The sequence below is a fragment of the Alteromonas sp. ABH2_165 genome (assembly GCF_056159945.1).
Genome location: NZ_JBSWWF010000002.1, coordinates 632,637 through 647,776 on the forward strand (window position 1 = coordinate 632,637; position 15,140 = coordinate 647,776).

The 15,140-nt window shown below is 47.6% G+C and carries 12 protein-coding genes; 4 read left to right on the forward strand and 8 right to left on the reverse strand.

Translation table 11 applies throughout. The features are described 5' to 3' along the window. Positions 1 to 57 precede the first annotated feature (57 nt). Together hrpB and phbB are read left to right on the forward strand one after the other, a co-directional pair. On the forward strand, positions 58 to 2,565 hold the full coding sequence (hrpB, locus tag ACXAFQ_RS07310) for an ATP-dependent helicase HrpB (protein ID WP_474819198.1): 2,508 nt from the start codon (positions 58 to 60) through the stop codon (positions 2,563 to 2,565). Between the two features lie 299 nt (positions 2,566 to 2,864). Beyond that, positions 2,865 to 3,587, forward strand: coding sequence for an acetoacetyl-CoA reductase (gene phbB / locus ACXAFQ_RS07315; RefSeq protein WP_474819202.1), 723 nt, complete (start codon positions 2,865 to 2,867; stop codon positions 3,585 to 3,587). Between the two features lie 59 nt (positions 3,588 to 3,646). On the opposite strand, the gene ACXAFQ_RS07320 is transcribed toward phbB, so the two are convergent. The 5 genes from ACXAFQ_RS07320 to phaR all read right to left on the reverse strand — a co-directional run bounded on the left by ACXAFQ_RS07320 (position 3,647) and on the right by phaR (position 7,975). Further along, positions 3,647 to 4,873, reverse strand: coding sequence for a lytic murein transglycosylase (locus ACXAFQ_RS07320; protein WP_474819206.1), 1,227 nt, complete (start codon positions 4,871 to 4,873; stop codon positions 3,647 to 3,649). 140 nt (positions 4,874 to 5,013) lie between these two features. Then, complete coding sequence (locus ACXAFQ_RS07325; RefSeq protein WP_474819210.1) at positions 5,014 to 6,231, reverse strand: polyhydroxyalkanoate depolymerase; 1,218 nt, start codon at positions 6,229 to 6,231, stop codon at positions 5,014 to 5,016. A 108-nt stretch (positions 6,232 to 6,339) separates the two neighbouring features. Beyond that, complete coding sequence (locus ACXAFQ_RS07330; protein WP_070126467.1) at positions 6,340 to 6,687, reverse strand: phasin family protein; 348 nt, start codon at positions 6,685 to 6,687, stop codon at positions 6,340 to 6,342. Positions 6,688 to 6,713: 26 nt separating this feature from the next. Beyond that, positions 6,714 to 7,367 carry a phasin family protein gene (locus tag ACXAFQ_RS07335; protein ID WP_474819215.1) on the reverse strand — a complete coding sequence of 218 codons (654 nt, stop codon included), beginning with the start codon at positions 7,365 to 7,367 and terminating at the stop codon, positions 6,714 to 6,716. Between the two features lie 191 nt (positions 7,368 to 7,558). After that, positions 7,559 to 7,975, reverse strand: a complete 417-nt coding sequence (gene phaR / locus ACXAFQ_RS07340) for a polyhydroxyalkanoate synthesis repressor PhaR (protein WP_474819216.1) — start codon at positions 7,973 to 7,975, stop codon at positions 7,559 to 7,561. Positions 7,976 to 8,221: 246 nt separating this feature from the next. Here phaR and ACXAFQ_RS07345 point away from each other — a divergent pair, with 246 nt between their 5' ends. Continuing rightward, positions 8,222 to 8,620 (forward strand): DUF4168 domain-containing protein, encoded by a 399-nt coding sequence (locus ACXAFQ_RS07345; protein ID WP_070126470.1) that lies wholly within the window; start codon positions 8,222 to 8,224, stop codon positions 8,618 to 8,620. A 286-nt stretch (positions 8,621 to 8,906) separates the two neighbouring features. On the opposite strand, the gene phaC is transcribed toward ACXAFQ_RS07345, so the two are convergent. Both phaC and ACXAFQ_RS07355 read right to left on the reverse strand, forming a co-directional pair. Continuing rightward, positions 8,907 to 10,682 (reverse strand): class I poly(R)-hydroxyalkanoic acid synthase, encoded by a 1,776-nt coding sequence (gene phaC / locus ACXAFQ_RS07350; RefSeq protein WP_474819222.1) that lies wholly within the window; start codon positions 10,680 to 10,682, stop codon positions 8,907 to 8,909. 15 nt (positions 10,683 to 10,697) lie between these two features. Then, the gene (locus ACXAFQ_RS07355) at positions 10,698 to 10,937 is read right to left on the reverse strand and encodes a DUF6489 family protein (protein ID WP_070126472.1); all 240 of its coding nucleotides are present in this window, start codon (positions 10,935 to 10,937) and stop codon (positions 10,698 to 10,700) included. Positions 10,938 to 11,099: 162 nt separating this feature from the next. On the opposite strand from ACXAFQ_RS07355, the gene mrcB reads away from it, so the two are divergent. Then, complete coding sequence (gene mrcB, locus ACXAFQ_RS07360; RefSeq protein ID WP_474819230.1) at positions 11,100 to 13,436, forward strand: penicillin-binding protein 1B; 2,337 nt, start codon at positions 11,100 to 11,102, stop codon at positions 13,434 to 13,436. A 553-nt stretch (positions 13,437 to 13,989) separates the two neighbouring features. On the opposite strand, the gene ACXAFQ_RS07365 is transcribed toward mrcB, so the two are convergent. Then, positions 13,990 to 14,907, reverse strand: coding sequence for a DUF808 domain-containing protein (locus ACXAFQ_RS07365; protein ID WP_474819234.1), 918 nt, complete (start codon positions 14,905 to 14,907; stop codon positions 13,990 to 13,992). Positions 14,908 to 15,140 lie beyond the last annotated feature (233 nt).

A 15,140-nucleotide genomic window follows, 5' to 3' on the forward strand; every position in this document is an offset into this window, starting at 1 on the left:
GTGCAAATTCGTGGCAGGCAGGTAAAATGCGGCATACGCTAACCAGACCAAAGCCTTATGACCGCCGCCAGACCCAATTTACCTGCCAGTATCCTGATCCCTGAACTCCTCGATGCGGTTTCATCCGGCAACGTGATTGTCGGCGCGCCGCCCGGAGCCGGTAAATCTACTGTACTACCACTGGCATTGCTGAACGCTGTAGGCGGGCGGATTATTATGCTTCAGCCCCGACGTGTGGTGGTGCGTAATCTGGCGGGATATCTGGCTTCCCAACTGGGTGAGAAAGTTGGCGAAACAGTGGGTTACCGCATTCGCGGTGAGAACAAAACCAGCAACGCCACCAGACTTGAAATAGTTACCGAGGGCGTACTCTCCCGGCTCATTCAGAACAATCCCGAACTTACTGGCGTTTCTCTGATCATCTTCGATGAATTCCATGAGCGAAGCCTGCATAGCGACTTTGGTCTGGCGCTGACGCTGGAAGTGCAGGAAGGTCTGCGTGATGACTTAGGTATCATCGTGATGTCGGCAACCCTCGATGTGGACGAACTGAAAACACTGTTGCCTGACGCCACGGTGCTCAAATCGGAAGGCCGACAATTTGAGGTGGAAGAGGTCTACCTTGGACAGCCTGCTGCACATCAAATGCATGAAGCCGTGGCTCGCGCGGTGAAAAACAGCGTAGATTTGGATGATGGCGACATTCTGGTATTTTTGCCGGGCACCGGCGCTATCAGACGGGTTACGAATTTGCTTCATGATCGAAATGTCTCTTCTCATTGTGTGATTCATCAGCTGTACGGTGCGCTCACTAAAGATCGGCAGATAGCAGCGATTCAACCGGACGAAAATGGTAGAAGAAAAGTTATTCTTGCAACCAATGTCGCTGAGACCAGCTTGACCATTGAGGGCATTCGTGTGGTGGTTGATAGTGGCCTTGAAAATGTAGCGACCTTCCATCAATCCAGTGGTTTTACTCAACTGACCACCCAATTAATTTCTCAGGCATCAGCGACTCAGAGAAAAGGACGAGCAGGACGACTCGGGCCGGGTAAGGTATATCGATTATGGAGCAAAGAACAGCAAGATCGACTGGCTGGCTTTCCCGTACCGCAAATTCAGCGTGAAGATATCACATCGCTGTATCTCGACGCGCTGGCATGGGGCACAAAGCCTGAAGACATGGCCTTGCTTACCAAGCCTTCAAAAGCGCAGTGCAATGGTGCGACCCAGCGATTGCAAGCCCTTGATGCACTTGATGATAGCGGTAGCCTCACGGGAACCGGGCGACAGATTGCAGATGTGCCCGCGCAACCCGCTATCGCAGCAATGCTAATGAAAGCCGAGCTGCTGGCTTCGCAATTTAATGATCTGTTTATAGAAGGCACCATCAAAGAGGCGGCATGTTGGATAGCAGCGGTTGCTGAAGAGAATATTGTGCAGTCGTCAGGTATTCACCTTTCAACATGGCTTCAGCACGCAGACGCTTCCACAGTCGAACGCATGAAAAGTCAGGCCCGACGGTACGCAAAACTGATAGCGACGACGTTAAAACATTCGCCCGATAAACTGCCCGCCAGAGCGCTAAGTCTATGTCTCGCGGTTGCTTTTCCATTTCGGGTGGCTTATCGCCGCAAGGGTAACGAGTATAAGCTTGCCAGTGGCCGCGGTGCCAAGTTACCAGACAATGTTATTGAGAAGTCGGATTGGCTGGTGGTGTTAGATGGTCAGGTGCTGGGAAGTGATGTCATTATTCGCGCTGCAGAACCGATAACCGAAGCGGATTTGCGAACACTATTTCCGCAGCATTTTAGCGCTCGGGAAACAATGATCTTCAATGCTCAGAAGAAGCAGATGGAGGCGCGAACCACTGAAGGTTTTTATAACATTACGTTGAGTAGCGAACCCGCTACTTCGGTAAGTGAAACCGTCGTGGCTACGGCATGGTATCAGCTTCTTGAAGCGACGCTCTTGAATGACTGGCCGATGTCTGAAAAAGACCGGACATGGTGGAACAGATATCAACTAGCTTGTAAGTACTCACTACGGCAGCCGCAGGCGTTTGATGGCGACGCAAATTGGCTGCCCGCAGACACGCCTTTATCTTTACTGCAAGCTGATGAGCTTAAAAAGCGACTTGGGAAACTCCGTCGCTGGGAGCAGCTTGAAAGTCTTAGCTGGGCAAACCTCTGCCACCAGGCATTGCCTTGGGGACAGCAGCATGCAATGGATACTTTCCTGCCAGTGAGTATTACGGTACCTGCTGGCGAGAATCGAAAGTTGGTTTATCGGTCTGATGGCGAAGTGATGCTTGCAGTAAAGTTGCAGGAAATGTTCGGGCAAACTGAGCCTGTAACGGTAGCTGACGGAAACAGAACCGTGACGATTGAGTTATTGTCGCCGGCCGGACGACCCATTCAAACCACCTCCGATCTTAAAGCGTTTTGGCAGGGCAGTTACTTCGATGTGCAGAAAGAAATGAAAGGTCGCTACCCTAAACACCGATGGCCTGACGATCCGATGAGTGAAAAACCTGGGCGTTCGATTAAACCGAGAAACAAGTAGCCCGACCGTCGCTCATAAAAAAGTTATTTCCCGTGCTGTCTACTGCTATTTAGTGGTAATTTTCATGACTCAACCCCTTGTTTTTGAAAAAGATAATGAGGGTAATTCCATCATAAATGCCCTGGATAGAAATTAAGCGACTGATATTTAAGTAAATATTAGGCGACATAGTTATTTATAAATTTTATTAGACAAAAGTCGCATAAAAAGTCTTTCTGAACCCGTTGTAAAAGTATGAATAAGCGTGTTTATATAGGCATTGTTGTACATATTTACGTCAACAATAAGAGGGAGACGAAATGAGTAAAGTTGCACTAGTCACAGGCGGTACCCGAGGAATTGGTGAAGCGATTTGCACAGCATTAAAAGATGCTGGTTATACTGTTGTGGCAAATTATGGTGGTAACGATGAAGCAGCCAAAGCGTTTACTGAGCGCACCGGCATTCCTTCATTTAAATTTGATGTCTCGAATTTTGAAAAAACCAAAGAAGCAATTGAGCAAATTGCGACTGATTATGGCCCTGTTGAAATTCTTGTAAATAACGCCGGCATCACCCGGGATGGCACCATGCATCGCATGGATTTCGAACAATGGAATGCTGTTATTCAAACGAACCTTGCTTCCTGTTTTAATACTTGTCGTGCAGTTATCGATTCTATGCGCGAGAAAGGTTTTGGTCGCATTGTGAATATCGGTTCAATTAATGGTCAGGCTGGTCAGTATGGTCAGGTTAACTATGCCGCTGCGAAATCAGGTATTCATGGTTTTACCAAAGCACTTGCTCAGGAAGGTGCGGCTAAAGGGGTTACCGTGAATGCGATTGCACCGGGTTACGTTGATACTGAAATGGTTCGCGCTGTACCAGAAGAAGTATTGAAAAAGATTATTGCTAAGATCCCGGTCGGGCGTCTTGGTACACCAGAAGACATCGCGCGTAGCGTATTGTTTTTAATTGGCGATGAAGCGGGTTTTATTACCGGTTCAACTTTGTCCGTAAACGGTGGTCAACATATGTACTAAGCCTCTCGGCACAGTACGATACTTCAGAGAGCGAATGCTCGCTCTCTGAAAGATTCAAATTAGCTTTGCTTTTCTTGCTTCGGCGTTTCGCTGAAAACCCCTATCGCTTCCATCACATCTAAGCCCGGAAATCCGTCGGCAACCAAGTTTTTCGACAATTGGTATTCCCGAATGCCTGAGCGGGTCGCAGGTCCGATAATGCCGTCAGGCTTGCCCACATCATAGCCCAATTCATTGAGCGCAGTTTGCAGCTTAATGATATCGTTGCGTTCGTAGGCGGGGAGTTCAGGTAGCGGCTTGATGAGTCCGGCTTCACCGGCAATTTGATCGGCAAGCTTCCCTACTGAAATAGCGTAAAACTCAGAATTATTCCACCGCATGATGATGCGGAAGTTGTGGTAGGCAATAAAAGCAGGGCCATTGTGACCTGCCGGCACCACAACGTATCCTTTCTCGTCGCTGCTACCCAGTGACTCGCCATTGGCTTTGGTAATGCCCATCTGATCCCAGTTGGTGATTGCCTGGCGGTTTTTATAACCGGTATCACGGTAGTCGAAATTTTCTGGTAAGTTAACTTCCCGGCCCCAACGGAAGCCCGGCTGCCAGCCTAACTGCGATAAGAAATTCGCTGCAGATGCCAAGGCGTCTTCCTCACTATCCCAGAGATTGATCTGTCCATCACCATCACCGTCGATAGCATAGTTCATGTAGGCTGATGGCATAAATTGCGTGTGGCCCATGGCGCCAGCCCAGGAACCGACCATTTGTGTTTGGTCGAGAGATTCCCGCTCAAGTAGCTTCACTGCAGTAATTAATTCTTTAGTGAAATAAGTACTACGACGCTCATCACACGCTAATGTTGCCAGCGAGTTTAATACGTTCATTTTGCCTTTGTAGGAGCCGAAGTTAGTTTCAAGACCCCAAAATGCAACAAGGTAGTGCGCCGGTACGCCGTACTTCTGACTCAGTTTACGAAGGAGTTCGCGATGCTTCGCGTACATCTCACGGCCTTTGCCAATCCGCCACTCGGTTACGCGCTTACCGTAATAACCCGGAAACGTTTGAACAAATTCTGGTTGGCTGCGATCGAGTGTAATCACTCTGGGCTGATATTGAATATTGGCAAACACTTTACTGGCAGTTTCGCCACTAACGCCCTGCGCAACGGCCTGTTGAGACAGTTCCGTTTTACACTGTTCAAAATCGGTGTTGGCGTAAACAGAAGAAGACGCTGCCAGTAATGACAGAACAGATAAACCAAGTTTACGCGGGATCCATTTAGACATGACAAATTACCCTTTTTGTTTAGGCGTTCATGCTACCTTAACTGTCCCTATTAGGGCGAGAGAAACATAGGGGAAAATACGAAACGCGCCTGATTGGAGATCAGGCGCGTAGAGATGGTAGTGCGTTAACCACAGAGTGATTAAGCGTATTTGTGGATGAAATCAGTGATGATAGGGCGCACACTTTGACGGAATTTAGATCCGCTGAAAATACCGTAATGACCCGCGCCCGGTTGAACATGATGCTTACGCATGCCTTTAGGGATATTCTTGCAAATATCCTGCGCAGCTTCCGTTTGGCCAAGACCGCAAATATCATCATCGGCACCTTCTACGGTAAGTAGTGCCGTATTTGTGATTGTTTCGAAATCAACCGGTTCACCCTGATAGGTAATAGCGCCGCGGGCAATTTCATTGTTCTTGAAAACGCGCTCGATGGTTTCGAGATAGAACTCAGCCGGCATATCTAAAACGGCCATGTATTCATCATAGAATGCGCGGAAGCGGTCAGCATCTTCCTCTTCGCCAAATACCAGGTTCTGGAAGAAATTCTGATATTTCTTCATGTGTGACTTCTGGTTCATACTAATGAAGCCACCGAGCTGCATAAAGCCAGGGTAGACCTGTCGACCTTCACCAGGATAGCCATAAGGCACTTTCATAATGGCAACGTTACGAAACCAGTTCATCGAGTGTTCCTGAGCGAACTCGTTTACCCTAGTTGGATTTTTGGAGCAATCTAACGGGCCGGCCATGAGTGTTAGTGACTTAGGCACACATTCATTTTTCTGCCCAGCCATAACGGCTGTTGCAATTAGCGCTTGCACGGTTGGCTGACAGATCGCCATCAAGTGCGTGCCAGGGCCAAGGAATTCGAGCATTTCGATAAGATAACCCACATAGCAGTCGAAACTGAAAGGGCCATCTTCAAGAGGTACTTCACGGGCATCAGCCCAGTCGGTCACGTAAATTTCGTGATCAGGTAATAATGCTTCAACGGTACCTTTCAATAACGTAGCAAAATGGCCTGATAACGGCGCAACCAATAATACTTTATGATCGTCGTGCACACCGGCTCGATGAAAGTGAATGAGGTCGCAAAATGGCTTACTAAATACGACCTCTTCTTTCACTTTATGCCGTTTATCGTCGATTTTTATCTCGTCGATATTAAACCCCAGCTTTTCGTAGCGTTGTGTCAGCCGCATAGCAGTTTCCAGCGAAGCGCGGGTGATGCGGCCGGGCAAGGTATGACCATAGAGATTGGAAGGATGGCTCGCAATATCGTTAAGCAGACTGAAACCCTCGTGCATAATATATGCGCCGCGTGTCAGATAATCATATGCCTGATAATTCATTACGTCTCTCCTCAAAAACTGGCTGGGGCTAAGACCTTTAGGGGAAAAAAAGGTTCACACAATGTGGAGGGGAACAAGAGCGACGAGAACGTCGCTCTGTCGGGTTTTTTACGCTTTAGCGGCGCTTTGGAACTTAGATGTCATTTCGTCACTTAAACCTTTAAACATTTCGCCAGCTTTTTGCTGTGCTTCTGAAATGATAGCGTAAGAGCTTTTAGCTGTGTCAGTCACTGTTTCCTGAACAGTTTCTACATAAGCTTTGTTCATTTCAGCCAGTGCAGACATGTCTTTCTGTTGTGCTGCTTTCTCAAAATAAGACATGTTCTCTGATAACAGAGAGCTATACATGGCGTTTTGCTTCTCAGCCAGATCCTGCATAGTGCTCATGTTTAATGTAGCAAGGTCAGTCATAGGCTTCATTGCGCTTTTCATTTGCTCGTTCATTTGCTCAAACATTACTCTTCTCCAGTTTCTGGGTTGTTTTAACTTGTAGATTTACTTGCCGCAGGCTTTTTCGCAGCCGTACGACGGGTTCGGGTAGCAGGCTTTTTAGCCGGTGCTGCTTTGGTTTCAGTCGCAGCCTGCTTAGTTTCTTCAGCTGCAGCCTTTGTGGTTTCTGCGGCTTTCTCAACCGTTTTCTCCGTTGCCTCTGCGACCTTTTCGACGGCCTTTTCCGCTTCTTTCGTTACGGTTTCTGCTGCTTTCGCAGGTTTGGCGGCCGCTTTCGGTGTCGCTTTAGCAGCTGGCTTCGGCGTAGCTTTCTTCACTGCTTTTTTCGTTTCAGTGGTTGCCTTAGTCGCCGTCTCTTTTGCTGCATCCGCCGCAGAAGATAAGCTAGAAGCCATCACTTCTGTTACTTCTTCACGCATGGCGTTGAGCGTAGAGTAGGTATCTTTCGATGCGCTGGTCATGCGCTCACGAACTGATTCTGCCAGCTCTGAATTCGCATTCATCACACCTTTCAACTCCGTTTGCTTAGATACCGCTTCGATATAGTGCATACCGTCGCTCAGTAACCCTGTAAACAGTGTTGTCTGATGCTGAGACAGACTTTCCAATGTTTTTGTATTCACAGCAAACAGCGTATGTACCGGCTTAGTGGTACTTTTCAGCTGCTCTGAAAACTTGCCAAACATATTCTTCTCCTGACCAGTTGATGGTTTCCATCTGCTGCGTTGCAGCAATCTTTGGTTAGATATTAAGCAATCGAAATCAGGAGATCAACTAAAATGTTGCGGTGCAGCAAGAATAGTTAGACGAATAAATAATAAGCAAATAGCTTTTTATGCTGCTTTGCAGCAAAGTGGCGTTAAGGAGGGAGACAAACTTACTTTTGCGACTTTTTCCACGCTTCCATATTTTGTTCAACCATTTTATTGAACATACCAAAAGGCGTGTTATCCATCATATTCTTCATCACACCCTGAACCTGATCATGCTGCTCAATAAAGGCCACTAACGACTGTTCTAAATACTGACGAAGAAAATATTGCATGTCAGTGTCGTAATAGCGAATAAGTTGCTTAAGCAGGGTATTTGTCAGCAGAGACTGATTTTCGTTGGCTTCAGATTCACTGATGATCTGCAGGAGTAATGACTTGGTGATGTCATCTTCGGTTTTGGAGTCAATGACCTTAAATTCCTGCCGTTCATTAATCAGTGTTTTAATGTAATCAAGGTTTACATACTGACTCTGTGACGTATCGTACAGTCGGCGGTTAGGATATTTTTTAATGATGATCATGACGTTACCTCTTCGGTTCAATACGCAGAGTAGCGCATTAGACGCTCCACCGGCAACTTAAAAGGTGTGAAAAAAAGCGACACTGTTGCACAACAATTACCGGTGAAAATATATGCGTTTTTCTTAATTGCATGATATTGCAGGGTTTTGTCGGGGTGGCATGGTTATCGCTGTAGTGATGATGAGAGCCGTTTTACGCTGAGTCTTAAAGTTAGACGGCAATTCGAATCCAAATTGGAGATCAATATGAATAAATTCGTCAAATCATTAGCGCTTGGCCTGGCAGTAGCATGTTCTGTTAACTTCGCTTCACAGGCTGCCGAAGATACCAAAGAGACGGGTCTATCCAGCGCACCTACTATGCAAACTGAAAATTTTGATGACGCAACTCTGGAAAAATTTACTGTTGCGATGAATGCAGTTAGCGATGTAGCAGATAAATACCAGTCTGAAATCAGCGGCGATGAAACGCCTGAAAAAATGCAGCAAATTCAGCAAGCAGCGCAAACTGAAATGGTAAGTGAAATTGAGAAAACAGGTCTGGAAGTGCAGACTTACACCACAATTGCACAATTAGTACAAACGGATGAAAAACTGCGTTCACGTGTACTAGACATCGCTAAAGAGAAAAACAGCGAGTCATAATTTACCGCAAACCGAATAGACAAAAGCACTGGGGCCGGAAGGCCCCTTTTTTTGTGCCTGTAGACAGCGAGGGAGCGGCGTTCTCGGTGGAGGAGGGAAGCGAATTCTAAACACGGCGTGAACCCATCCATGGGGCCTCGACTGCCGCATCCCTGCGGCAGACGGTTTAGAATTCGCTCCACCTCCTCCACCTGCACTTGCTCCCTCCTGGATCTCCAAACAGCTCGCCGAAAGCGCCGTGTTTAGATTTTACAATAGCCCCACCCCGAGAGCGCTGCTCCACACCTCAGCCGAGTTGTTTTTTCACGTACGAGCCGGGCGCGGCTTCGATGACCGGGTATTTTTCGTGTTCACCGGGTTGGGGGGCGTTTACTTTGGTTTTGCGGTGGCTAATAAGCCATTCGTGCCAGTTCGGCCACCATGAACCTTCGTGCTTCACCGCACCGTCGAACCATTCACTGGCACTTTCAGGCAGATTTTCGTTCGTCCAGTGTGGGTATTTGCCGGTTTCTGGCGGATTAATAACGCCAGCCAGGTGGCCTGAACCTGCCAGTACGAAACGGGTATCGCCTTTCACTAACTGCGTACCTTTGTATGCGCCTTGCCACAGTACGATATGGTCGGCCAGAGTCGTCAGGAAGTAGACCGGTACATCAATGTTGCCAAGATCAATTGGAATGCCATCCACTTCCACCGCGCCCGGATCTTTCAGTTTGTTTTCCCAATAGGTGGTACGAATGTACTGCTTGAAGCAAGACGCGGTAATGTTGGTCGCATCACTGTTCCAGAACAAAATGTCGAAAGCCGCTGGGTCTTTGCCTTTAAGGTAGTTATTAATGAAATACGACCAAAACAGGTTGTTCTCACGCAACAGGCTGAAGCTCAAACCCAGAATGCGGCCATCGTAAATACCCTTAATGTCTGCATTTTGCTCCATAATGGGCAAAGCGTCTTCAGTGAGGTAGTTGCCAACTTCACCGGGCTCGCTAAAGTCCAGTAGCGTGGTGAGCAGGGTGAGTGACTCGATCCGGGTATCTTTTTTCGCTCGCAGGTAAGACGTAGCTGCACTTAATAGTGTGCCACCAACACAAAAGCCCACCATGTTCACTTTTTTCTTACCCGTAATGTCGCAAACCACATCCAGTGCTTCTATAGGGCCTTGTTTCATGTAGTCAAAGAAGTCTTTGTCTGCCAGTGATGCATCCGGGTTTACCCAGGAAATCATGAACACTGAGAAGCCAGAATCCAGTAACCCTTTTACCGCAGACTTGCGCTCTTCAAGGTCAAGAATGTAGTACTTATTAATAAACGGCGGTACAAATAGCACTGGCGTTGAATAGGTTTTCTCCACCTTAGGTTTGTAATGAATCAGCTGCATGAGCTCATTCTGGTAAATCACCTGGCCTTCCGTTGTAGCCAGGTTCACACCCACTTCAAAAGCATCCATATCGGTTTGGGTAATTTTGAAGGCTTCCAGCGGACTCTTTTCCAAATCACGCATGAAGTTCTCGATACCCTTCACCATGTTCTGGCCTTTGGTTTTAAGAATTTCTTCGCAGACTTCCGGGTTAGACAGCAGATAGTTGGTAGGAGACACCGAGTTAATATACTGGCGAGTATAGAACTTCACTTGTTCTTCTGATTTTGGATCTTTGAACTGCATGGATGAAATCATTCCCTGCAACATTTTAGAGTTAATCAGATAAGCCTGTTTCATGTAACTGAAGATAGGATTGTCTTGCCAGTCGGTGTGGGAAAAGCGGCGGTCGCTTTTTTCTTCCTGCATGACAGGATGGGAATTTTCGCCCAGCATCGCTTTTGTGGCTTGTTGCCACAATTCAGTTTGCTGACGCATAAAATCCATTTGAGTTTGAATGAGTTTGGCTGAATCAACTTCTACCGCGTCGCCTGAAAGCAATGTGCCCAGCTTCTCCGGATCGAACATAGCGGACGTCTCCTCGCTGCTATTTTTCTTGGTAAGAATATTGTGAACCATTGCATTAAACTGCTGCGCATACTGATTCAGTGTGTCCAGAATATCGTCTTTGTCCTGCTCGTGCACAAGACACCTCCATGCTTACTTTTTGCTGGTTCCTGCAGTGGCCATGCTCTCCAGCATTTTCTGATAATAGGTAAAGGCCTGCTGACTGCCATCCAGGTATGGCTTCAGCATTGACAACATTAGCTCCTGATTGCCGCTTTTGATTTGCTCTGTGAGTTGTGAGATGGTGGCTTCATGGATTTTGCTCATGTCCGGCCAGCCCATTAATTCGCGGGCTTCCTGTGGGGACAGGTCAACATCGATAGAAATTTTCATATTTCGCTCCTTTCTGGCTCATCCAGCCATCCGGATTGATGGTTCTGACGTAAAGGTTTTATCACAACAGAACGACAATGATTTTTACGGTAACATGCGGCTGGCAATTCCGCTGCGAAAACCGCAAAATCCCTTGTGACATTTTCTATATTGGCATGATAAGTGGCTAAAAAACAGACGAAAGTAACGAAACCGAAGAAAATTGGTAGTAAGCCCCGTCGGCGCTGGCCCGGGCTGCTTTTTAAATTATGCCTGGTTGGCTTTGCCGTGTTACTTGGCTACATGGTGTATCTCGACGCACAGATAAAACACACTTTCACCGGTAATAAGTGGGAAGTGCCTGCACAAATTTTTGCTCGCCCGCTGGTGCTGTCTGAAGAACAGGAAATCACTCCGAAAGAAGTCCTCGATGAGCTGAAATTACTCGGCTATCGCAGCGTAAACTCGCCTGATAGTAGCGGTGAATATCGCTATACCCGAAACAAGTTAGTGATGCAGCGCCGGGCGTTCAGTTTCCCCGACGGTGATGAGCCGCTAAGACAAATCACTATTAGCTGGAGCGGTAATCGCATTGGTTCAATTAACGACGACAGTGCCGGGCAGTCGCTGAACCGTATTCGCCTGGAGCCCTGGCTGGTCACTCGTATGGTGAGCAGCAGCCGTGAAGATCGCATGCTGGTAAAACTGGATGAAGTGCCAGCATTACTGCCCAAAGCGTTAATACTCACTGAAGACAAAGATTTTTATTCACACCATGGCGTGGCACCGCTTTCGATTTTACGGGCGTTGATAGCGAACATTCGCGCAGGCCGCACAGTGCAGGGCGGCAGTACGCTCACGCAGCAGTTAGTGAAAAATCTCTATCTTACCCGGGAAAAAGCCATTACCCGCAAAATCAAAGAAGCGCTGATGGCATTGATCATTGATGCCCGCTACAGCAAAGATGAGATCTTGCAGGCGTACCTTAACGAGGTATTTCTGGGGCAGAATGGAGACATGGCGGTGCATGGTTTTGGCCTCGCCAGTTACTTCTATTTTGACCGTCCGGCAAACGAGCTGAGTACCCCTGAAATCGCCACGCTGGTGGCAATGATCAAAGGGCCCTCTTATTACAATCCTCGACGCTACGAAGAGCGAGTATTGGAGCGTCGTAATCTGGTATTACGCATACTGTTTGAAGCCAATGAGCTCGACCGGGCTGCCTATGAACGCGCGGTGAATTCACCTATCGGCTTGGCTTCAGGTGCGAGTTTGGCAAGTGGTAAGCATCCTGCCTTTATGGACAAGGTTCGTCGGGAGTTAACGGAAATTCTGGCCGATCCTTCGCTACGGGACTCTGGCGTTAAAGTATTTACTACGCTAGATATTTACGCGCAGCGCCGGGCAGAGAAGGCCGTTGCCAGTACCTTAAACGGTTTACAGTCAGACCGTAAGGCACAGTTGCAGGGTGCTATGGTGGTAACTGATATTGCCAGTGGCGAAATTCGCGCTATTGTTGGCAGTCGAGAAACCGGATTTAAAGGGTTTAACCGTGCGCTGGATGCCAAGCGTCAGGTGGGATCGTTGATCAAGCCTGCGGTATATCTCACTGCGCTGGAAGATCCTGTTTCGTTTAATCTGGCAACACCGCTTCAGGATGAACCCATCACGCTGGAAAATGAAAGCGGAAAAACCTGGTCACCCAAAAACGCAGACAAGAAATTCCGCGGGCAGGTACCGCTGGTGGAAGGTTTGTCTGAATCACTCAACGTACCCACGGTTAACCTGGGTATGCAGGTAGGGCTAGAAAACGTAGCAGATACCATTCATCGTTTGGGCGTGGAAAGCACATTCCGCGAAGTACCAGCAATGACGTTAGGTGCTATGTCTTTATCACCGTTGGAAACTAACCAGATGTACCAGACCATTTCTAATAATGGCCGGTATATTCCGCTTCATACTGTTACGTCGGTGGTGTCTGCAAACAACCGCTTGGTTTGGCGACATGCAGAGTATTATTCGCAGCGAGTAGACGAGGCGGCCACTTATCTGCTGAATTATGCGCTTTATAAAGTGACCACGGAAGGCACGGCGAAGCGGGTAGGGCAAACGTTCCCCAATATCAATATGGCCGGTAAAACGGGGACTACCGACGATTATCGTGATAGCTGGTTTACCGGCTTCGACCGCAACAATGTGGCCACAGTTTGGGTCGGCAACGATGACAACCAACCGGTTCTACTTACCGGTGCGGGCGGTGCGCTGCCAGTGTTTGTGAACTACCAGAAATCACAGTCTCCTAAATCGTTATCCCGTCGATTCCCGCAAGGGTTGGGGATTGCACATTTCGACAGCAAAACCGGCGCTGTTACCATTGCTGGTTGTCCGGACTCTATGAGTGTGCCAGCGATTTTGGATGTGCTGCCACCACCAAGTCAGGATTGTTATGGTCAGCCAGTAAGGCAAGAACAACAATCGGGTAAGAAAAAGAGTTGGTGGGAGCGGTTATTTGGTGGTTAAGCTAGCAATGGGTAAAGGCCATTACTCTTCCATAACTGTAAAGACGTAAAGACGCGGGCATAAAAAAGCCCTGCGGCCAGGATATATCGATTAATTAAAACTCGTACGCGATATATCAGCTGACCCAGGGAAAGGCCCTACGGGAGCGTTGGGATTAGTGAAAGCGGGCTGCGAGGCTTTGCAGTCCGCTGAAAAGTACGGCACTGGCCAGGTATGCAACAACGGGCCCAAGCGCAAGAAGTAATAAACCACCGGAAGTTATCATCGTTACTCTCCATTAACTAAGATTAGAAACTGCGCGCTGGCTGACTTCCCGGCAGTTGATTGTTTAGTCGTATTTGCGTAAGTGATAGTTGAATAGCGATAGTTGTGCCATATCGCTTAAAATTCCACTTGTATTGATTTTAAAGGAATTTTTATTTCGAAGAGGGCGCAAATAAATAATTTTGAAAGGAAAGAAACCAAAATTTGGTGAAAATAAAAAAGCAAAAGTGGTGAAAATCACCACTTTTGTTATTTGAAAATTGATGTTTGCCCGTAAGCACCACTAGGTTTAGTCGTGAGATTTACCGCGGGTAAAAATTGATACCACGCCCACAATCAACGAGCCCGCAATCAAACCTGCTACACCATCGATGAGCAACGGAATGATAAAGCCAAGCTGCTCAAAGCCATGACTCATACTTTCTGCAACATGATGCAGGAAAGGGATATTGTGAGTGAGTATACCGCCACCTACCAGAAACATGGCGATGGTTCCCACAAACGCGAGTACTTTCATTAAAATTGGAGCCGAAACCAAAAGCGCGCGCCCGGTAATACGTTGAAAACCATTGTAACCGCCAGTGAGAGACCTTCTGAGCAGGTACAGGCCAACATCGTCCATTTTCACGATACCGGCGACAATGCCATAAACGCCAGCCGTAATACCCACGCTAAGCGCACACAAAACACCTAATTGGGTGACTAAATCGGCACCTTGTACACTGCCGAGTGCGATTACAATGATTTCAGCAGAAAGAATAAAATCGGTACGAATTGCCCCTTTAATTTTATCCTTTTCCATTGCCACAAGGTCGACATCTTCCTGCGCCAGCTTGGCGATTCTCGCTTCCCGTTCGGCCTCGTCCTGCTTATGGAACAAGCTATGAATGACTTTTTCTGCTCCTTCAAAACACAGGTACAAGCCCCCAATAACCAGCAAAATGGTGATAAGTACAGGTATAAATACACTGATCAACATGGCTGCGGGAACCAGGAACACTTTGTTTAGCAATGAGCCTTTCGCGACCGCCCACACCACAGGCAGTTCTCGTTCAGCGCGCACGCCCTGAACCTGGTTCGCATTAAGGGCTAAATCATCACCGAGTACGCCGGCTGTTTTTTGAGCGGCGACCTTAGACATGGCTGAAATGTCATCGAGCAGGGTGGCGATATCGTCAATAAGAGCAAGTAAGTTGGCGGCTGCCATGGATATTTCCTATAAAAATTTCAGCGGGTAGATTAACCACAGTTATGGTTGTGCGCAATATGTGGGCTAGCGGTTCTCATCGTCTTTTACACCTTTGTTCAGGTGTTTATCGATAAACTTATCGAAGCCGTTGCTTCTATTGGAACAAGCGACACGCCCGCCGGTAAAGGTGGCGATAGTGGCAAGCACATTCGTTGTTGTATCGGAACAATTTACGTTAACCGTAGGTGGAG

What these genes read in the sequence shown, in the direction of transcription:
- ACXAFQ_RS07365 (WP_474819234.1), bottom strand. Translation starts at nt 14,907, where the DNA reads ATGGCAGCCGCCAACTTACTTGCTCTTATTGACGATATCGCCACCCTG.
- ACXAFQ_RS07320 (WP_474819206.1), bottom strand. Translation starts at nt 4,873, where the DNA reads ATGTCTAAATGGATCCCGCGTAAACTTGGTTTATCTGTTCTGTCATTA.
- ACXAFQ_RS07355 (WP_070126472.1), bottom strand. Translation starts at nt 10,937, where the DNA reads ATGAAAATTTCTATCGATGTTGACCTGTCCCCACAGGAAGCCCGCGAA.
- ACXAFQ_RS07330 (WP_070126467.1), bottom strand. Translation starts at nt 6,687, where the DNA reads ATGTTTGAGCAAATGAACGAGCAAATGAAAAGCGCAATGAAGCCTATG.
- phaR (WP_474819216.1), bottom strand. Translation starts at nt 7,975, where the DNA reads ATGATCATCATTAAAAAATATCCTAACCGCCGACTGTACGATACGTCA.
- phbB (WP_474819202.1), top strand. Translation starts at nt 2,865, where the DNA reads ATGAGTAAAGTTGCACTAGTCACAGGCGGTACCCGAGGAATTGGTGAA.
- ACXAFQ_RS07345 (WP_070126470.1), top strand. Translation starts at nt 8,222, where the DNA reads ATGAATAAATTCGTCAAATCATTAGCGCTTGGCCTGGCAGTAGCATGT.
- hrpB (WP_474819198.1), top strand. Translation starts at nt 58, where the DNA reads ATGACCGCCGCCAGACCCAATTTACCTGCCAGTATCCTGATCCCTGAA.
- ACXAFQ_RS07325 (WP_474819210.1), bottom strand. Translation starts at nt 6,231, where the DNA reads ATGAATTATCAGGCATATGATTATCTGACACGCGGCGCATATATTATG.
- ACXAFQ_RS07335 (WP_474819215.1), bottom strand. Translation starts at nt 7,367, where the DNA reads ATGTTTGGCAAGTTTTCAGAGCAGCTGAAAAGTACCACTAAGCCGGTA.